The organism is Terrabacter terrae, from assembly GCF_039529575.1.
GTDB lineage: Bacteria > Actinomycetota > Actinomycetes > Actinomycetales > Dermatophilaceae > Terrabacter > Terrabacter terrae.
Genome location: NZ_BAAANB010000001.1, coordinates 68,652 through 86,947 on the forward strand (window position 1 = coordinate 68,652; position 18,296 = coordinate 86,947).

General features: G+C 71.5%; 15 protein-coding genes. 10 read left to right on the plus strand and 5 right to left on the minus strand.

The genetic code is table 11. The features are described from left to right. The 3 genes from ABD194_RS00325 to ABD194_RS00335 all read left to right on the plus strand — a co-directional run. Positions 1–662: thiamine pyrophosphate-dependent enzyme (locus ABD194_RS00325; RefSeq protein WP_343985786.1), on the plus strand; the 662-nt coding region annotated here is incomplete at its 5' end. Next, a complete protein-coding gene (locus tag ABD194_RS00330; RefSeq protein WP_343985789.1) occupies positions 662–1,654 on the plus strand; it encodes an alpha-ketoacid dehydrogenase subunit beta in 993 nt (330 codons plus the stop codon). The genes ABD194_RS00325 and ABD194_RS00330, both read left to right, overlap by 1 nt. Positions 1,655–1,669: 15 nt before the next feature. Further along, complete coding sequence (locus ABD194_RS00335) at positions 1,670–3,133, plus strand: dihydrolipoamide acetyltransferase family protein (protein WP_343985792.1); 1,464 nt, start codon at positions 1,670–1,672, stop codon at positions 3,131–3,133. Between the two features lie 110 nt (positions 3,134–3,243). Here the strand turns inward: ABD194_RS00335 and ABD194_RS00340 are convergent, their stop codons facing one another. Both ABD194_RS00340 and ABD194_RS00345 read right to left on the minus strand, forming a co-directional pair. Beyond that, a complete protein-coding gene (locus tag ABD194_RS00340) occupies positions 3,244–4,065 on the minus strand; it encodes an oxidoreductase (RefSeq protein ID WP_343985795.1) in 822 nt (273 codons plus the stop codon). Between the two features lie 230 nt (positions 4,066–4,295). Beyond that, entirely contained in the window at positions 4,296–6,407 is a 2,112-nt protein-coding gene (locus ABD194_RS00345) for an MDR family MFS transporter (RefSeq protein ID WP_343985798.1), read from the minus strand. Positions 6,408–6,482: 75 nt separating this feature from the next. On the opposite strand from ABD194_RS00345, the gene ABD194_RS00350 reads away from it, so the two are divergent. Beyond that, on the plus strand, positions 6,483–7,091 hold the full coding sequence (locus ABD194_RS00350) for a TetR family transcriptional regulator (RefSeq protein WP_343985801.1): 609 nt from the start codon (positions 6,483–6,485) through the stop codon (positions 7,089–7,091). A 57-nt stretch (positions 7,092–7,148) separates the two neighbouring features. Here ABD194_RS00350 and ABD194_RS00355 read toward each other — a convergent pair whose 3' ends face one another. Beyond that, positions 7,149–7,511, minus strand: coding sequence for a TraR/DksA family transcriptional regulator (locus ABD194_RS00355; RefSeq protein ID WP_343985804.1), 363 nt, complete (start codon positions 7,509–7,511; stop codon positions 7,149–7,151). A 104-nt stretch (positions 7,512–7,615) separates the two neighbouring features. On the opposite strand from ABD194_RS00355, the gene ABD194_RS00360 reads away from it, so the two are divergent. Then, complete coding sequence (locus ABD194_RS00360) at positions 7,616–9,124, plus strand: hypothetical protein (RefSeq protein WP_343985807.1); 1,509 nt, start codon at positions 7,616–7,618, stop codon at positions 9,122–9,124. Between the two features lie 67 nt (positions 9,125–9,191). Beyond that, positions 9,192–10,481 (plus strand): Nramp family divalent metal transporter, encoded by a 1,290-nt coding sequence (locus tag ABD194_RS00365; protein WP_343985810.1) that lies wholly within the window; start codon positions 9,192–9,194, stop codon positions 10,479–10,481. 173 nt (positions 10,482–10,654) lie between these two features. Here ABD194_RS00365 and ABD194_RS00370 read toward each other — a convergent pair whose 3' ends face one another. Beyond that, positions 10,655–11,689 carry a phytanoyl-CoA dioxygenase family protein gene (locus ABD194_RS00370; RefSeq protein WP_343985813.1) on the minus strand — a complete coding sequence of 345 codons (1,035 nt, stop codon included), beginning with the start codon at positions 11,687–11,689 and terminating at the stop codon, positions 10,655–10,657. A 216-nt stretch (positions 11,690–11,905) separates the two neighbouring features. Between ABD194_RS00370 and ABD194_RS00375 the strand changes: the two genes are divergently transcribed. The 4 genes from ABD194_RS00375 to ABD194_RS00390 all read left to right on the plus strand — a co-directional run bounded on the left by ABD194_RS00375 (position 11,906) and on the right by ABD194_RS00390 (position 16,231). Further along, on the plus strand, positions 11,906–13,054 hold the full coding sequence (locus ABD194_RS00375) for an acyl-CoA dehydrogenase family protein (RefSeq protein ID WP_343985817.1): 1,149 nt from the start codon (positions 11,906–11,908) through the stop codon (positions 13,052–13,054). Beyond that, positions 13,054–14,169 carry an acyl-CoA dehydrogenase family protein gene (locus ABD194_RS00380; protein ID WP_343985820.1) on the plus strand — a complete coding sequence of 372 codons (1,116 nt, stop codon included), beginning with the start codon at positions 13,054–13,056 and terminating at the stop codon, positions 14,167–14,169. The genes ABD194_RS00375 and ABD194_RS00380 overlap by 1 nt, the downstream gene beginning before the upstream one ends. 31 nt (positions 14,170–14,200) lie before the next feature. Beyond that, the gene (locus tag ABD194_RS00385; RefSeq protein ID WP_343985823.1) at positions 14,201–14,938 is read left to right on the plus strand and encodes an enoyl-CoA hydratase-related protein; all 738 of its coding nucleotides are present in this window, start codon (positions 14,201–14,203) and stop codon (positions 14,936–14,938) included. 93 nt (positions 14,939–15,031) lie between these two features. Further along, complete coding sequence (locus ABD194_RS00390; protein ID WP_343985826.1) at positions 15,032–16,231, plus strand: MFS transporter; 1,200 nt, start codon at positions 15,032–15,034, stop codon at positions 16,229–16,231. A gap of 354 nt (positions 16,232–16,585) precedes the next feature. Here ABD194_RS00390 and ABD194_RS00395 read toward each other — a convergent pair whose 3' ends face one another. After that, positions 16,586–18,295, minus strand: coding sequence for an MDR family MFS transporter (locus tag ABD194_RS00395; protein ID WP_343985829.1), 1,710 nt, complete (start codon positions 18,293–18,295; stop codon positions 16,586–16,588). Position 18,296: the final 1 nt, after the last annotated feature.

The window sequence follows — 18,296 nt, forward strand, 5'->3', positions numbered from 1 at the left end:
TGGACGGCAACGTCGGCACCGGCGACCCCGACCGCGACACCGCCGTCATCTGCTACTTCGGAGACGGCGCCTCCTCACAGGGTGACGTCAACGAGGCGTTCGTCTACGCGGCGAGCTTCGATGCGCCCGTGGTCTTCTTCTGCCAGAACAACCAGTGGGCCATCTCCGAGCCCGTCGAGAAGCAGACCCGCATCCCGCTCTTCCAGCGTGCGGCCGGCTTCGGCTTCCCGGGCGTGCGTGTCGACGGCAACGACATCCTCGCGACGTATGCCGTGACGCAGCACTGCCTCGACGAGGCCCGGGGCGGCAACGGCCCGCTCCTCGTCGAGGCCTACACCTACCGCATGGGCGCCCACACCACGGCCGACGACCCCACGAAGTACCGCGTCTCGGCCGAGGTCGAGGAGTGGAAGTTCCGCGACCCGATCCTGCGCCTCAAGACCTACCTGGCCCACGAGGGCATGGCCGACGAGGCCTTCTTCGCCGGCGTCGACGAGGAGGCCGACCAGTTCGCCGCCGAGCTGCGCGAGGGCTGCATCACGATGGCCACGATGCCCGGCGAGACGATGTGGGACCACATCTACGCCGAGGACCACCCCGTCATGGAGGCGGAGCGTGCCGCCTACCTTGCCTACAAGGCGAGCTTCGAGGAGGCGAACTGATGGCCGGCCAGCCCGAGAAGGTCACGCTCGGCAAGAGCATCACCAACGGCCTGCGCAAGGCCATGGAGGCCGACCCCAAGGTCGTGCTCATCGGTGAGGACATCGGCAAGCTCGGTGGTGTCTTCCGCATCACCGAGGGCCTGCAGAAGGACTTCGGCGAGGACCGTGTCATCGACTCCCCGCTCGCCGAGTCCGGCATCGTCGGCACTGCGGTCGGCATGGCCCTGCGCGGCTACCGGCCCGTCTGCGAGATCCAGTTCGACGGCTTCGTCTACCCGGCCTTCGACCAGATCGTCAGCCAGGTCGCCAAGATGCACGCCCGCTCGCTCGGCACGGTCAAGATCCCGATGGTCATCCGGATCCCGTTCGGCGGCGGCATCGGCAGCCCCGAGCACCACTCCGAGAGCCCCGAGGCGTACTTCGCCCACACCGCCGGCCTGCGCGTCGTCGCGTGCAGCAACCCCGAGGACGCGCACTGGATGATCCAGCAGGCCGTCGCCTGCGACGACCCGGTGATCTTCTTCGAGCCGAAGCGTCGCTACCACGACCGCGCCGAGTACGACACGGCCGCGACCTCGGCGCCGCGAGGGCTGTTCGAGGCCAACGTGCTCCGTGAGGGCACCGACGTGACGATGGTGGGCTACGGACCGGTCGTGAAGACGATGCTCGAGTCCGCCGCGGCGGCCGAGGCCGAGGGCACGAGCATCGAGGTCATCGACCTGCGCTCGCTCTCGCCGCTGCCCATCGACACCATCGTCGAGTCGGTGCGCAAGACGGGCCGGCTCGTCGTGGTCCACGAGGCGAGCAGCTTCCTCGGCATGGCGTCGGAGATCGCCACCCAGGTCACGGAGCAGTGCTTCTACGAGCTCGAGGCGCCGGTCATCCGCGTCAACGGCGCGAACATCCCGTACCCGCCGAGCCGGATGGAGGAGGAGTTCCTCCCCGACCTCGACCGGATCCTCGACGGCGTCGACCGCGCGCTCGCGTACTGAGAAGGGCTGCGACACATGGCAATCAAGACGTTCAACCTGCCCGACCCCGGTGAGGGGCTCGTCGAGGCCGAGATCGTCGAGTGGAAGGTGGCGCCCGGCGACACCGTCAAGGTCAACGACATGGTCCTCGAGATCGAGACGGCCAAGTCGCTGGTCGAGCTGCCCATCCCGTGGGCCGGCACCGTCAAGGAGCTGCTCGTCCAGGTCGGCGAGACCATCGACGTCGGCACGCCGATCATCTCGATCGACGACGGCCTGGGCGAGGAGGCGCCGTCGGCTGCGCCCTCGATCCCGGGCGAGAAGGCCGCCCCGGCCGAGTCCGGCGGTGGCGCGTCCGAGGCGATCCTCGTCGGCTACGGCGCCAAGGCCGGCGCCACGGCCCGCCGTCCCCGCAAGACGGCGGCGGTCCCCGCCGCTGCAGGCGTGAAGACGCCGACCGAGACCGAGCAGATCGCGGCTGCGACGCCCGTCGCCGAGCCCCCCGCGCCTGCCTCCCGGGTCGAGTCCCCGGCCCCTGCAGTCCACGGAGTGGGTGCGACCGGTGGCCGACCCAAGGCCAAGCCGCCGGTGCGCAAGCTCGCCAAGGACCTCGGGATCGACCTCGCGACGGTGACGCCCACCGGCGCCGACGGCGTCATCACCCGCGAGGACGTCACGAACCACGCGAGCGGCGCCACCCTCAACGGTGCCGCCGTCCCGGCCGAGGCGCCGGCCGCTGCCGTCGCCGCACCGCCGGGCCCGCGTATGCCGTTCGGCACCGGCGAGCGCGAGGAGCGCACGGCCATCAAGGGCGTCCGCAAGATGACGGCCCAGGCGATGGTCGGCTCGGCGTTCACCGCGCCGCACGTCACCGAGTGGGTCACCGTCGACGTCACCAAGACGATGGAGCTCGTCGACCGCCTCAAGGGCAGCCGCGAGTTCCGGGACGTCAAGGTCACGCCGCTGCTCGTGCTGGCCAAGGCGCTGGTCCTCGCGGTCAAGCGCAACCCGGGCATGAACGCCACGTGGGACGAGGCCAACCAGGAGATCGTCCAGAAGAACTACGTCAACCTCGGCATCGCAGCGGCCACCCCGCGCGGCCTGATCGTCCCGAACGTCAAGGACGCCCACGCCCTGTCGATGCTCGAGCTGGCGCAGGCGATCGGCGCGCTCACGGCGACGGCCCGCGAGGGCCGCACCCAGCCGGCCGAGATGTCGGGCGGCACGATGACGATCACCAACGTCGGCGTCTTCGGCGTCGACAGCGGCACGCCGATCATCAACCCGGGGGAGTCGGCCATCGTGTGCTTCGGCGCGATCCGCAAGCAGCCCTGGGTCGTCACCGACGCCGACGGCAACGACGAGATCGCGATCCGGCACGTCACGCAGCTCGCGGTCAGCTTCGACCACCGCCTCATCGACGGCGAGCTGGGCTCGAGGTTCCTCAGCGACCTCGCCGCGATCATGGAGGACCCCGCCCAGGCCCTCGTCTGGGGCTGACCCCTCCCCACCCCGTCGAAGGGCCACAAACCGGGCACGGTTTGTGGCCCTTCGACGTGTCGCGCACCCGGTTTGTGGCCCTTCGACGGTGGAGTGGCGGGGGCGCCGGGTCAGGCGGAGTAGGCGCGCTTCATGACGGCGTCCATGGCCCGGTCGGGCAGCAGGCGCCGCGCCGTGACGATGGCCCGCGCGCCGCGCCCGGCAGGATAGCGGCTCGCCGGGTTCACCGTCTCCAGTGCCTTGAGCACCTTCTCGGCCACGGCCGCGGGCCCGGAGCTCATCCGCGGGGTGTCGACGCGCTCGAACATGACCGCCATCCGGCGCGCCAGGTCCTCGTAGACCGTGCCGACGGACCGCTCCAGCATGCTGTCTCGCGCGATGGTGTTCCACTCTGAGATGATCGGCCCCGGCTCGACGATCACGACGTCGATGCCGAAGGGCGCCAGCTCGACGCGCAGGCTGTCGCTGAAGCCCTCCACGGCGAACTTCGTCGCGTGGTACCACGCGCCGAGCGGCTCGTAGATCTTGCCGCCGATGCTGGAGATGTTGACGATCCGACCGCGGCGGCGGGTCCGCATGTGCGGCGTGACGAGCTGGGTCAGCCGTGCCAGGCCGAAGACGTTGACCTCGAACTGTCGCCGGGCCTCGTCGATGGCCACGTGCTCGACCGGCCCGTAGGAGCCGTAGCCGGCGTTGTTGACCAGGGCGTCGATCTGCCCCCGCTCCTCGATGATCCGGTCGATGCCGGCCACCATCGAGGCGTCGTCGGTGACGTCCATCGCGAAGGTGGTGACGCCGCGCGCCTCGAGGGCGGCCATCCGCTCGACCCGGCGGGCGACGGCATACACCGTCCACCCGGACTCGACGAGGTGCAGGGCGATGGACTCACCGATGCCGGACGACGCGCCGGTGACGAGGGCAACCTTGGTCATGCCGCCACCGTATGCGGCCACGACCGTCCCGCAACCCCCCGTTCCTCCCAGCCCTCCCGCCACCCACCCCAACCGTCGAGCTGCAACCGTCGAGAGGCCGAAGTTCGCGGGGTGGGACATGTCGAGAGGCCAGAACTCGGCACGAGTTCTGGCCTCTCGACTGGTCGCGACCCGCAAGAAGTGGCCCCTGGGGCCAGGCGGGTGTCAGGCGGGGTGTCAGGCGGTGGGGGTCAGCGGGCGGCGGCCTGCTCGGCCATCCGCGCCTGCTGGCGGTCGACGAGGTAGGCGGCGGTGAGGTCGTCACCGACCGCCGAGAGCAGCCGGATGTCGACCGCCTCGTGGCGCTCGGCGACGGTCGGCTCGACCGTCGTCAGCACGGTGCGGGCGTCGCGCTCGGCCACGGCGGTGGCGAGCCGGCGCTTCAGCTCCTCGTCGAGGATGCCGCCGTCGGCCTTGGCACGGGCCGCAACCTCGACGGCGAACCGCTCGGTGTCGGCCACGAGGGCAGGGTCCTCGGTCGTCAGCATCCGCGAGGTGCGGTGCAGCAGCGCCGCGCCGGCGTCGAGGTCGCCCTCTCCCAGTCGCGTGACGGCCTGGGTGAGCAGGGGCCGGTCGCCGCGCAGGGCCGAGTCGGCGAGCAGGCCCAGGCGCAGGCCGAGCAGGCGCTCGTGCGTACGCGTGTTGCCGGCGCCGCGGCCCAGCGGGACCTTGAGCTCGTCGTCGGGAGCCGACTGCGACAGGGTGTCGAGCATCTCGATGCCGGCCTCGTCGGGCGTGTGGACGGTGTCGCGCAGCGGGACCTCCTTGATGAAGAGGGTGACGATCAGCGCGAGCGCGAACGGGGCCAGGCCCCAGACGAAAACGGTGTGCAGCGAGTCGGCGAGGCCCTGCTGCACCCCGGTGGCGATCTGCGGTGGCAGCTTGGCCAGGGCCGAGGGGTCGAGCACCGAGCCGGCGCTGATCTCCTGCCCGGAAGCCTGCATCTGCTTGACCACCGAGGTCGGCAGGTGCGAGGCGATGTTGCCGGCGAGGCCGCTCGTCATGATGGTGCCGAACACGGCGGTGCCCACGGTCGAGCCGACGTTGCGGAAGAACTGCGTCGACGCGGTGGCGACGCCGAGGTCCTTGCGCTGGGCGGAGTTCTGGATGATCAGGGTGAAGACCTGCAGCGCCATGCCGAGCCCGACACCGAAGACGATCATCGACAGGGTGAGGTCGGTCTGGCTCGAGCCGTAGTGCAGCTGGGTGAGCAGCCAGAAGCCGACGCCCATGATGAGGATGCCCGCGATCGTCTGCAGCTTGTAGCGGCCGGTCTTGGTGATGACGAGCCCGGCGACGATCGACAGGCCGATCATCGCGACCGACATCGGCATGAGGATCAGGCCCGAGTTGGTGGCCGAGGCGCCGAGCACGCCCTGCGCGTAGACGGGCAGGTAGATCATCGCGCCGAACATCATGACCGAGACCATGAACGCGGCGATGTTCGAGAGCGTGAACAGCGAGCTCTTGAAGAGGCGCAACGGCAGCACCGGCTCGACGGCCCGGCGCTCGATGGCGATGAACGTTCCGAGTGCGACGACGCCGGCCGCATACATCCCGATGATGGCGGGGGAGCCCCAGTCGAGGGTGGTGCCGCCGAGCGACGTCGGCACGAGCAGCAGGATGAGCGTCAGCGACAGGACGCCGATGCCGGCCTTGTCCACGACGGTCTCGCGCGGGTTGTGCTCGAGGTGCAGGAAGCGGCTGATGCCGAAGAAGGCGAAGACGCCGACGGGCAGGGTGATGAAGAAGAGGTAGCGCCAGCCCCAGTGGTCGGTCACGAAGCCGCCGACGAGCGGGCCGAGGATCGAGGAGAGGCCGAAGACGCCGCCCATCAGGCCCTGGTACTTGCCGCGCTGTCGCGGCGGGATGATGTCGCCGATGATCGTCTGCGACAGCGGCATCAGCGTGCCCATGCCGGCGCCCTGGATCGCGCGGGCGGCGATGAGCCACCAGAAGTTCTGGGCGAAGCCGGACAGGATCGAGCCGGCCATGAAGACGACGAGGCCGCCGAGGTAGAAGCCGCGCCGGCCGTAGAGGTCGCTCATCTTGCCGACGATCGGCACGGTGATCGCGCTGACGAGCATGGCCGCGGTGGCGAGCCACGAGTAGTGGTCGATGCCACCGAGCTCGGCCACGATGCGCGGCATGGCAGGTCCGACGATCGTCTGGCTGATCGAGGCGACGAGCATGCCGAGCATGAGCGCGATGAAGATGTTGCGGGTCGAGGCGTCGAGGCCGGACTTCGCGGCAGGACGTTCGGACCCGGCGGTGGCGGGTACGCGCAGGGATGACTTGGGCATGTCGACCAGAGTACGCCGATCGTGCAGTCACTGCAAAATTGCAGCGACTGCATCTCGGTGTGGCACCATGGAGGCATGAGCACGGACCTGCTGCCCGACGAGGCCTGCGGCCTGCGTGAGCGCAAGAAGCGCGAGACCCGCCGCGCGCTCAACCTCGCCGCCCTCGACCTCGTGGAGGAGAAGGGCTTCGGCGCCGTCACCACCGAGGAGATCGCGGCACGCGCAGGAGTCAGCGCCCGCACCTTCTTCAACTACTTCCCGTCCAAGGAGGCCGCAGTCATCGGCACGACGAGCGAGGAGCTCGAGTCGTATGCCGCGGCCCTCCAGGAGGACGTGCCCGGCGAGCCGCCGCTCGAGTCCCTTCGCCGGATCCTGAGCGGCATGCTGGCGCCCGCATCGGTCGACCGCGGCCTGCGCGCCAAGCGCCGGCGCATCCTGCTCGGCGAGCCGTCGCTGGCGCCGGCGCTCGTCGGCAACAACATCCGCATCGAGAACGCCCTGACCGCAGCACTCGAGCGCCGGCTCGGCGTGAAGCCCGGCGCCACGCTCGAGCCGCGGCTCACCGTCGCGCTCGCCATCGCCGCGGTCCGCGCGTGCATCGAGCATCAGCAGAACGGCGGCCACGGACGGCTCGAACGCAACATCGACGCCGCCTTCGAGCGCATCGCCGCCGGGTTGCGCTGACCGTTCGCGGGGCGCGGTTCGCCGCCGGTTCAGCGGCGCCGGTTCAGTGGCGCCGGTTCAGGTGCGCAACCTGACACCCGCATGGGCGATGCACGTCCGCGCTGCCGGCCTGGCGCGCAGCCGCTCGTCCGGGATCTCCTCGCCGCACACCTCGCACGTGCCGTAGGTGCCGTCGTCGATGCGCGCCAGCGCCGCGTCGATCTCCGCCAGGTGCTGCTCGGCCTGCGTGATGAGCGCCGCGATCTGAGTGCGCTCGTAGGCGATCGTCGAGCCCTCGGGGTCGTGCTCGTCGTCCCCGATGTTGGCCTCGGACGCCTCGACCACCTCGGCGAACTCGCGGCGCAGCCCGGCGATCCGCTCCACCTCGTTGGTCCGGTCCGACGTCAGCTCCGCCGCCAGGGCGGCCGTCCTCGTGCTCATGTCCCCATGGTGCTCCGATCCGCGCCCGCCGGTACGGACAAGTGGTGCATCGCACCGCTCGCGAGCGTGACGCCGGCCGCGCACGACTCGGGCAGGATGGGCCCATGAGCGACCCCACCGGAGTGGTCTTCCCACTCGACCCGACGTCCGGACGCCGCAGCACGACCGCCACCGGGCGGGCTGTCGTCGCCGACGCCCTCCGTGGGGTCGATCCGGTCGGTGCCGCGTCCGCCGAGCGCGAGACGAACTGGCGCCAGGGCTACCTGCCGCACTTCCGACGGCTCGTCGAGGCGGGCCTGACCTCACCGGAGGCGGCGCACGACATCGCCCGCGGCGGCCTGGCCTCGCTGCACGAGCGGATGCACTGGGCGGGTCCCGCGGGGGAGCAGCCCCTCGAGAGCGCCTTCCTCGACCCCGCGGCTCCTGCCCACCCCACAGCCTCCGAAGCCACCGGCCGCCACACCGCGGCGGAGCCCCTCGGCTGCGAGACCGTCCACGGCGCGGGCACGCCGGACCGCCTCCTGTCGGTGCCGTATGCCGGTGAGCGACTCTCGGGGGAGGCCCTCCGCCGCCGCCTCGACCTGTGGGTGCAGGCCGGCACCCTCGAGCCGACGTGCGCCGAGGCCGTCCGGCTCGTCGTCGACAACCCCGACTGGCTCGACCTGTCCGACCGCACCGTCGTCGTCCTCGGGGCCGCCGCCGAGATGGGCCCGCTGCGCTCGCTGCTGCGGTGGGGTGCCGATGTTGCGGCGGTCGACCTCCCGCGGCGCGACCTGTGGGACCGGCTGCTCGGCGACACCAGGAGGCTGGCCGGCTCGATCACCGTCCCGGTCCGGTCCGGCGACGGCCCACTCGCCGCACGCGCCGGCGCCGACCTGGTCCACGACCTCGGGGCCGTGACCCGGTGGGTCGCCGGGCTGGCAGGGCCGCTCGTGCTCGGCAACTACGTGTACGCCGACGGCGAGACAAACGTGCGGGTGTCCACGGCCGTCGACGCCCTGACCCAGCAGGTCGTCCGAGCCAAGGGCCGCGAGGACGTCGCGCTCGCCTTCCTCGCCACCCCGACCGACGTCTTCGCGGTGCCGGGCGCGGACGTCGAGCGCTCCGTCGACAGCTACGCCCACCGGCGCACCTCCAAGGTGCTGCGGGTCCCGCTCCGCACGGTCAGCGGCGGCCGGCTGCTGCGCCGCAGCTACGTCCCCGGCCAGGACCCGGGCGTCAACGACAGCGTCGTGCTGCAGCAGGGTCCCAACTACCTGCTCGCCAAGCGGCTGCAGCGATGGCGCGCGACGGCGTACCGCGCCGAGGGCGGGCTCGTGTCGTTCAAGGTCGCGCCGCCCACGCGCACCCGCTCGGTCCTCAAGAACCGGGCGCTCGCAGCCGCGTACGCAGGGGCGCACCGCTTCGGTGTGGAGGTGTTCGAGCCGGGCACCGCCAACACGCTGATGGCGGCACTGCTCGTCCACGACCTGCGCACCGGGTCGCCGGCCCTCGCCGCCCCGTGGCAGGACGAGGCGTATGCCGCTGTGCACGGTGGCCTCTGGACGTGCGCCTACGACCCGCGCAGCGCCCTCGGCATCGCGGCGTTGCTCGGCATCGCGTCCGCCCGCTGACGACGGCATGGTCTGCCCCGCCAGACGGCAGTTGGCGCAGAGGTGCTCGAGGCTCGATGCTTCTGCCATGAACGAGCGAGTGGCGCAGGAGCCTCGCGCAGACCACCGGTCGCCGACGCGCGGCCTCGGTGGCGTGCGCCGGGCGGCCCCGCGCACCCTCGTCCCGGCGCTGCTGGCGGCGATCGCCTACGTGGACCCGGGCAACTTCGGCGTCAACATCACCTCCGGCGCACTGCACGGCTACTCCCTGGTGTGGGTCGTGGTGTTCGCCAGCGGGTCGGCGATGGTCATCCAGTACCTCGCGGCCAAGCTCGGCATGGTCACCGGCAAGAGCCTCGCGGAGCACAGCTCTGAGCGCTTCCCCGGTGTCGGCCGGGTGCTGCTGTGGGCCCAGGCGGAGCTCGTCGTGGTGATGACCGACCTCGCCGAGATCGTCGGTGGCGCGATCGCCCTGCGGCTGCTCTTCGGGATGCCGATCATGGTGGGGGCCGTATGCGTCACCGTGTTCAGCCTTGTCGTGCTGGCCTTGAGGTTCCGTGGTCGCAGCCAGTTCGAGTCCGTCGTGCTGGTGCTGCTCGTCGTCATCATCGCCTCGCTGGCGTGGCAGGTCGGCATCGCCGACGTGGACAGCGCGGCCCTGCTGCGGTCGCTCGTCCCCGGGCCACTCGACTCGTCCGCGGCGCTGCTCGCCGTGGGAATCGTCGGGGCGACGGTGATGCCCCACGCGCTGCACTTCCACTCGGCCGCCTCCCGCGGTGACGTGACGGCCCCCGGTGCGGGCCCGGACCTGCACCACGACGACCCCGACCGCGTGGCCCAGCGGCTGCGCGCCGGCCGCCGCACGGTGCGCAGCGTCGTCATCGCCATGACCGTCGCCGGGGCGGCGAACGTCAGTCTCGTCGTGTTCTCCGCCGCACTGCCGTCGGGCGCGGGAACGGGGATCGAGACCGCGTATGCCGCCCTGCTCGCCCACGCGGGCCAGCTCGCCGCCACCATGCTGGCCGTCGCGCTGCTGGCCTCCGGTCTCGCAGCGACGCTCGTGGGGGTCCAGACGGGTGACGTGGTCATGCAGGGTTTCGGCCGCCGGCCGATCTCGCCACTGCTGCGCCGGCTGGTGGCGGTCGTGCCGGCCCTCGTCCTGCTCTGGCTCGGCGTCGAGCCGACCAGCGCCCTGGTCTGGAGCCAGGTCGTGCTCTCGTTCGCGCTGCCCGGCACCCTCGTGCCGCTGCTGCTCTTCACCCGGGACCGCCGCCTCATGGGCGCCCTGGCCAACCACCCGCTGACCACGGTCGCCGCGACCCTCGTCACGGCTGTCATCGTCGGCCTCTGCACCTACCTCGTGCTCCAGGGCTTCTGACGCACGCCGTCGTCCCGGGCACCCCCCGCGGGCGGGACGCGAAACCCCGCCTGGCGGCATACGCGAGCGCCCGGCCGTGAGGCACACGCAGACGGGGCCGTCCTCAGACGACGAGGAGGGGCGGAGCCCGTCCGGACTCCGCCCCTCCTCGACCGCTCGAGAGCCGCCGCTGCTCAGCGGCCGGCGCGCCACCCGTCGCGTACGCCCTTGGCGCCGCCGCGGGCCGCTCGGTAGGCGCGACGCAGGGTCGCCTTCGCGACGGCCTTGACGTCCATCCCACCGGACGTGCCGGTCGCCGGAGCCGCGGCAGCCGCGGGAGCCGCGGGGGTCGGCTTGGCAGCCGCCCCCTTCGTCTTCTGTCCCTCGTAGGGGAAGGGCTGCCACAGCTCGTTCAGGCCGGCAGTGGGGTCGTCCATGACCTCGGCGGGAAGGTCGCGCAGGCGCAGCCCCGCGTCCTCAGCGGCCTGGCGGGCCTCGTCGTCGTAGGGGCGCATGCGCCACGCGTCGACGAGGTACTTGCGGGTCTTGGTGTAGTCGGCGTAGCGCTTCGCGTGCTTGTCGTCGGCGCCGATGTGCGCGAAGAGGGCGATGCGGTCGCCATCGGCCTCCGCGACCTCCTCCGGCTTGAACCGGTCGTGCTCGTTGGGCATCGGGAACGGCGCCTCGGGGTCCTTGAGCAGCATGCCGTTGCCGGAGTGCGTGATGCGCATGCTCCACACGGCGAGGTCGCCCGGCTTGGTCTTGACGTACTGCACCTCGCCCTCGGTCGTGTTGCGCAGGTCGTGCGAGCCGACGCGCAGGTTCAGGCCGCCGGTGTGCTCGGAGTGGTCCTGGCAGTAGATGCCGAAGCGCAGCTGCGTGTAGCGGTCGGCCCAGTCGGGGGCCTCGGGGTCGACGCGGTCGGCGTTGTCCTTGTGCCACCCCTTCTGGGTGCCGTTGATCGTGAAGGAGCTGTCGCCGGTGTAGATGAGGTCGTCGGTGCCGAGCAGCTTTCGTGCCACCGCGGCCATGCGACCGTCGGTGATGACGCTGCGCAGTCGGGGGTTGGCCAGGAGATCGCCGCCGAACCCGCGGGAGGCGTACGCGGCCTCGCGGAAGGCCGCGATCTCCTCCGGCGTGTAGACGTTCGGGAGGATCGCGTATCCGCGCTCCCAGAACTTGTCGACGTCAAGGGCGTCGATGGCTTCCTCGATGGCTGGTGCCGTCATGGAGATAGTCCTCCTGCAATGGGTGAGCTGCTCGTCCAGGTGGGGGAAAATACGTCGTCAGTCGACGTCTCGTTCGAGGCTAGCAGCGAGCATGCTGGCGGAACGCTCAACGAGGGGCCGGGCGTTGCGCAAGGGCAGGACGTCGTCGTGGGACCGCCGGACGCGTGTGGGAGAGTGGCGCTCGAACCGCTGCGACGTCGCATCAGGAAGGTGGGCATGTCGGCTCGACTCGTCCCCCCGGTGGCCCGGGAGCTGCCGGCCCTGACGGAGCTGCGCCTCGAGGTCCGCGCCTTCCTGGCCGAGCAGGTCGCCGTCGGTGCGTTCGTGCCGCACGTCGACACGTGGCTGACCCGGTGGGACCGCGACTTCACGCGTGAGCTCGGCCGACGCGGCTGGCTGGGGATGGTCATCCCGACCGGGTACGGCGGGCAGGGCCGTACCTACCTCGAGCGGTTCGTCGTGACCGAGGAGCTGCTCGTCGTCGGTGCCCCGGTCGCCGCACACTGGATCGCCGAGCGCCAGATCGGCCCGTCGCTGCTGCGCTACGGCACCGAGGAGCAGAAGCAGGCCTTCCTGCCCGGCATCAGCCGCGGCGAGATCGTCTTCGGCATCGGCATGAGCGAGCCAGACTCCGGCTCCGACCTCGCGAGCGTGCGCACCCGCGCAGAACGGGTCGAGGGCGGCTGGCGCCTGACCGGCACGAAGGTGTGGACCTCGGGCGCCCACGAGGCCGACGCGTTCTTCGCGCTCGCCCGCTCGGCGCCGCTCGACCCGGCCCACCGGCACGATGGCCTCAGCCAGTTCATCGTCGACCTGCGGGCTCCCGGGGTGACGATCCGGCCGATCATCTCGATGGGCGGCGAGCACCACTTCAACGAGGTGCACCTCGACGGGGTCCTCATCCCCGACGAGCGGGTTCTCGGCGAGGTCGGCCAGGGCTGGGCGCAGGTCACCTCCGAGCTCGCCTACGAGCGCAGCGGGCCCGAGCGCGTCCTCTCGACCTTCCAGCTGCTCGCCGCCGCGGCGCAGGCGATGGACGACGGGCGCCTGCCGACCGACCCCGGGCTCGGGCGCCACGTGGCGCGCGTCGCCGCCCTGCACCACATGTCCTTCGCCGTCTCGACGGCCCTGGAGCAGCACGAGGAGGCCGACACCGCAGCCGCCGTCGTCAAGGTGCTCGGCACGACGGGGGAGGGCGACATCGCCGACTACGTCGACACGCTGACCGCCTCGGGGTGGGCGATCGACGACGAGCTCGACACACTCCTGCACGCCGCGATCCTCCAGCGCCCCGGCTTCACGCTGCGCGGCGGCACCAACGAGATCCTGCGCGGTGTCATCGCCCGCGGGCTGGGGATGCGCTGATGGTCTCCCGGCAGGAGCCACGCGAGCCGCATGAGCTCGCCGCCGCGACGACGCCGGACCCCGACCTGGTCGCGGTGCTCGAGGACCTCTTCACCGACTACCGGGCCAACCGCGCCACCCCCACCGCGGTCGTCGACCTCGACCGTGGCCTCTGGCAGCGGCTCGAGGAGCTGGGCCTCACCCGCCTGACCGGCAGCGAGGCGGCCGGCGGCAGCGGGGGCAGCTGGCTCGAGGCGGCTGCGCTGCTGGGGCTGGCCGCCGCGTCGGCCGCGCCGGTGCCGCTCGCCGAACACGACGTGCTCGGCGGCTGGCTGCTGGAGGCGGCCGGCCTCTCCAACGAGGGAGGGCTGCGCACCGTATGCCGTCCCGACCCCTCCGGCGTCGCCCTCAACGTGACGTGGGCCCGGGACGCCGACCGCATCGTGACCCTCTGGGAGGACCGTGACCAGTGGCGGGTCGCCGACGTGCCGGTGGAGCGGGTGGCTATCGAGGAGCGCCGCAATCTCGCCGGTGAGCCGAGCGACACCGTGGAGTTCGACCTCGACGACCTCGAGGCCGGCTCAGTGGTGGCGCACGAGATCGGTGAGCAGTTCCACCTGCGCGGGGCCCTCGCCAGGTGCGCGCAGGTCACCGGTGCCATGGAGCGGGTCGTCGAGGTGGTCCTGACCCACGTGCGCGAGCGGCAGCAGTTCGGCCGCCCGATCGGGCGCTTCCAGGCGGTGCAGCACCTCGTCGCCGACCTCGCCTCCGAGACCGCGCTGGCCCGCGCGGCCACGGACGCGGCCGTCGCGCGGGCCGCCGCCTCCGACTGGCGCGACCCCGGCATGCTCTTCGCCGTCGGGGTGGCGAAGTCGTGCGTCGGGCACGCCGCCTCGGTCGTGGTCCGCGGCTCCCACCAGGCCCTCGGCGCCATCGGCACGACGCTCGAGCACGAGCTGCACACCCTGACCAAGCCGATCCTGGCCCGACGCAGCGAGTACGGCTCGCTGCAGGACTGGGACGAGACCCTGACGGCGCTCGCCTCCTCGGCCGGCCACGACCGGCTCTGGACCCTCATCACCACCGGCCGGGCCAAGCCGTCGAGCGCCCGCTTCCACCCCTATGACGGCGCGTGATGGTGCCGACTCGACGAAGGAGACCCGCCGCATGACCGAGATCCGCTACGAGGTGACCGACGGCGTCGCCGTCATCACCCTCGACGCGCCCGAGCGCCGCAACGCGCTGTCGGTCGAGATGTCGCGCGAGCTCATCGACGCGGCCCGCACGGCCGAGGCCGACGAGTCGGTGGGCGCGGTCGTCGTCACCGGCGGCGCGCACTTCTGCGCGGGCGCGGTCCGCAGCGTGCTGGCCGACACCGGCCGCGACCCCGTCGAGGACGAGGCCTACCGCAACCTCGAGACGGTGTATGCGGCGTTCACCACCCTCGGCTCGATCGCCGTCCCCACCGTGGCCGCCGTCCGCGGCGCCGCCGTCGGCGCGGGCCTCAACCTGACCCTGGCCACCGACCTGCGCATCGTCTCGCGCAACGCCCGGCTGCTGCCCGGCTTCGCCCAGATCGGCATCCACCCCGGCGGCGGGCACTTCACCCTGATCGAGCGCGTCGCGGGCCGCGAGGCCGCCGCGGCCCTCGGGCTGTTCGGTGACGAGATCGACGGGGACCGGGCGGTCGCGCTGGGACTGGCCTGGGCGGCATACGACGACGGGGACGTCCTGGACCGAGCCGTCGAGATCGCCGGCCGCGTCGCGAAGGACCCCGCCCTGGCGCGCCGGATGGTGGCGAGCTTCCGCCGCGAGACCGCGCCCGGCGGCATGCCGTGGGACGTCGCCGTCGAGCTCGAGCGGTCCCCGCAGATGTGGTCCCTGCGTCGCAAGCACGGCGGCTGACGCGACCCGAATCGCGAGCCCGGCATTTCGCCGGGGTAGGGGACCCAGTGTAAGGATGGGGAGTTGCCCGTTCCCGATCGACAAGGAGCATCCGTGCTGGCGTCCTACCGACCTCTCTTCGAGGTCCCGGGGGCGCGCGTCTTCATCGCCGGGGGGATGATCGCGCGCACCGCGGGCTCGATGTTCGCCGTCTCGGTGGTGGCGATGGTCGCGGCGCGCACCGGCTCCTATGCGCTCGCAGGCGCCGTCGTTGCCGTCGGGATGGTGTCCCTCGCCCTCTGCGCGCCCTTCCTCGGCCGACTCGTCGACCGCTACGGCCAGCGCCGGATCGCCATCCCGTTCTTCCTGTGGTCCGGGTTCTGGGTCGTCATGACCCTGCTCGTCTCATGGCGCGGCTGGCCCTCGTGGCTGCTGTTCATCACGTTCCCGCTGTGCGGGGCGATCCCCAACCTCGGCACGATGGCCCGGGCCCGGTGGTCGCACATCTTCGCGGCCGACCCGAAGAACCTGCACGCGGCGATGTCGTTCGAGCAGGTCATGGAGGAGGTCACCTTCGTCATCGGCCCGGTGCTCGCGATCTGGCTCTCGACGACGCTCTTCCCCGAAGCGGGCTTCCTCTTCGCGGCCCTGGCCTACACCGTGGGCGTGCTCGTCTTCATCTCGGCGCGGTCGACCGAGCCGCCGGTCGTGCCGCACCACGAGCGCCCCACCCAGCACGCCTACACCGTGCCGGGCCTGGTCCCGCTCGCCTTCATCATGGTCATGACCGGCGCGATCTTCGGCGTCAACGAGGTCGTCACCCTCGCCGTCTCGCAGGAGTTCGGTGCCTCGAGCGCCGCCGGCGCCATCCTCGCCCTGTATGCCGTGGGGTCGGCCACCGCGGGCCTCGTCTTCGGGCACGTCTCGCACGGCCGCAGCCTCGTCAAGCTGCTCATCGCCGGGACCTTCGGCATGGCGGTGCTGGAGCTGCCGGTGCTCCTGGCGCCGAACCTCTGGGTCCTCGCCGGGCTCATGCTCGTGGCCGGCATGGCCACCGCCCCGACCCTCATCACGACGATGAACCTGATCGAACGCATCGTCCCCAAGGCCCAGCTCAACGAGGGCATGACCATCGTGCTGACCGGCATCATCGTCGGTGTCGCCGCGGGCTCTGCCGTCTCCGGCGTCGTCGTCGACCACGTCGGCGCGCAGCACGGCTACTGGGTCGCCATCATCGCCGGCGCCTTCGCCTTCGTCATGGCCCTCGGCACCCGCGCCTTCCTCACCCGTCGCGAGCTGCACACCCTCCGCTGACCTGCGCGCCCCGCCCCACTGCCTCACTCGTCGAGAGGCCGCTCCCCGACATGGGTCGGACGGCCGGAACGAACTGCCGTATGGCGCTGCAGGCCGGGTCCGCGTTCCGTTCCGGTCGCTTGGACCGGTCCCGGTCGGGAGGTTGCCGCGGGGAGAGTCGGCGGGATGGCATACGGCGGACTGCTGTCCTCAGCCGCTATGGTCGGCGGCTTGGCGTGGGTGCCTCCGCCAACCGCCAGGCCAGGCGGCATGTGCTGCGTGCGAGAAGCCGAAAGGCCACTTCTCAGGACGAGAAGTGGCCTTTCGACTCTTGTCGGGGGCCGTACGTGGCCTCTCGACGGTTGAGGAGGGGGGTCAGTGGCCCGCGGGGACCGCCACGGCCTCGTCCTCGGGAGCGGCCGCACCCGGCTTGGGGCCGAGGTCGACGTGCGGGAGGAAGAGCGAGGCGATGAAGGCCAGCACGAGCACGCCCGCCGCGACGAGGAAGACGACCGACATCGCTTCGGAGAACCCGACGAGGAAGGGCCGCGCCAGTCGCGGGTCGAGCTGGTTGATGAACGAGCTGTCCGACAGGGCCGAGCCGCCCATGCCGCCGGTTCCGCCCGACTGCTGGGAGGTCTGCAGCGACTGGATGAAGCCCTTGTTCGTGGCCGGGTCGCCGCCGGTCGGGTTGCGCAGCGCCGCCTGGAACTGGGCCGTCGGCGCGATGCTCTTGAAGGCGTCGGTGATCTTGGTGCCGGCCTGCGAGAAGAGGATCGAGAGGAAGACGGCCGTGCCGAGCGTTCCACCGATCTGGCGGGTGAACGTCGCCGACGAGGTGGCCACTCCGATGTCGCGGCGGTCGACGGCGTTCTGCACGGCGAGGGTCAGCGGCTGGAAGTTGAAGCCGAGGCCGATGCCGAAGAAGAACATCCCGATCATCATCTTCCACAGCGGGGTGTCGGCCGTGACGTAGTGGAAGCCGAAGAGGGAGAGAACGAGGATCGCGGCGCCGATGATCGGGAAGTGCCGGTAGCGCCCGGTGCGGGAGATCATCTGGCCCGAGAAGACCGAGCCGAACATGATGCCGAGGGTCATCGGCAGCAGCTGGAGCCCCGCCTCGGTGGGCGTCGAGCCCTTGACGATCTGCAGGTAGAGCGGGATGGCGGCGAGGCCACCGAACATGCCCATCCCGATGAAGACCGAGCTGACCGAGGCGGCCGCGATGGTGCGGTTGGTGAACAGGCGCAGCGGGATCAGCGCCTCCTCACCCATGGCGCGCTCGACGACGAAGAAGGCCACGAGACCGACGAGGCCGATGGCGTAGCACAGGATCGACTGGCCGGAATCCCAGCCCCAGCTGCGGCCCTGCTCGGCCACGATGAGCAGCGGCACGAGGGCGACGGAGAGGCTGAGCGCACCCCAGTAGTCGACGCGGTGGTCGCGGCGGGTGTGGCGCAGGTGCAGCGTGCGGGAGACGACGATGAGCGCGGCGATGGCGATCGGGACGTTGACGAGGAAGACCCAGCGCCAGCCGGTGACGCCGAGGAGGGTGCTCTGGCCGGCGAAGAAGCCGCCGATGACAGGGCCGAGCACGCTCGAGGTGCCGAAGACGGCGAGGAAGTAGCCCTGGTACTTGGCGCGCTCACGGGGCGGGACGATGTCGCCGATGATCGCGAGGGCGAGTGAGAAGAGACCGCCGGCGCCGATGCCCTGGACCGCGCGGAAGGCGGCGAGCGACGGGATGGACCAGGCCAGCGTGCACAGCATCGAGCCGATGGTGAAGATCGTGATGGCGAAGATGAACAGCTTCTTGCGCCCGTAGATGTCGCCGAGCTTGCCGTAGAGCGGCGTCGCGATCGTGCTCGTGATCAGGTATGCCGTCGTGACCCAGGCCTGTCCGGCGAGGTCGTTGAGGTCGTCGGCGATGACGCGCATGGCGCTCGCCACGATGGTCTGGTCGAGTGCGGCCAGGAACATCCCCAACATCAGCCCGATGAGGATGGTGACGATCTCCCGGTGGGAGAGCGCCGGCGCGCCCGCGCGGGCGTCGGCGGCCGACGGTTCGGCGGTGGTGTCGGACATG

Excerpts from the sequence above, each read along its gene's own strand:
- ABD194_RS00330 (WP_343985789.1), top strand. The coding sequence starts at position 662 with ATGGCCGGCCAGCCCGAGAAGGTCACGCTCGGCAAGAGCATCACCAAC.
- ABD194_RS00335 (WP_343985792.1), top strand. The coding sequence starts at position 1,670 with ATGGCAATCAAGACGTTCAACCTGCCCGACCCCGGTGAGGGGCTCGTC.
- ABD194_RS00340 (WP_343985795.1), bottom strand. The coding sequence starts at position 4,065 with ATGACCAAGGTTGCCCTCGTCACCGGCGCGTCGTCCGGCATCGGTGAG.
- ABD194_RS00345 (WP_343985798.1), bottom strand. The coding sequence starts at position 6,407 with ATGCCCAAGTCATCCCTGCGCGTACCCGCCACCGCCGGGTCCGAACGT.
- ABD194_RS00350 (WP_343985801.1), top strand. The coding sequence starts at position 6,483 with ATGAGCACGGACCTGCTGCCCGACGAGGCCTGCGGCCTGCGTGAGCGC.
- ABD194_RS00355 (WP_343985804.1), bottom strand. The coding sequence starts at position 7,511 with ATGAGCACGAGGACGGCCGCCCTGGCGGCGGAGCTGACGTCGGACCGG.
- ABD194_RS00360 (WP_343985807.1), top strand. The coding sequence starts at position 7,616 with ATGAGCGACCCCACCGGAGTGGTCTTCCCACTCGACCCGACGTCCGGA.
- ABD194_RS00365 (WP_343985810.1), top strand. The coding sequence starts at position 9,192 with ATGAACGAGCGAGTGGCGCAGGAGCCTCGCGCAGACCACCGGTCGCCG.
- ABD194_RS00370 (WP_343985813.1), bottom strand. The coding sequence starts at position 11,689 with ATGACGGCACCAGCCATCGAGGAAGCCATCGACGCCCTTGACGTCGAC.
- ABD194_RS00375 (WP_343985817.1), top strand. The coding sequence starts at position 11,906 with ATGTCGGCTCGACTCGTCCCCCCGGTGGCCCGGGAGCTGCCGGCCCTG.
- ABD194_RS00380 (WP_343985820.1), top strand. The coding sequence starts at position 13,054 with ATGGTCTCCCGGCAGGAGCCACGCGAGCCGCATGAGCTCGCCGCCGCG.
- ABD194_RS00385 (WP_343985823.1), top strand. The coding sequence starts at position 14,201 with ATGACCGAGATCCGCTACGAGGTGACCGACGGCGTCGCCGTCATCACC.
- ABD194_RS00395 (WP_343985829.1), bottom strand. The coding sequence starts at position 18,295 with ATGTCCGACACCACCGCCGAACCGTCGGCCGCCGACGCCCGCGCGGGC.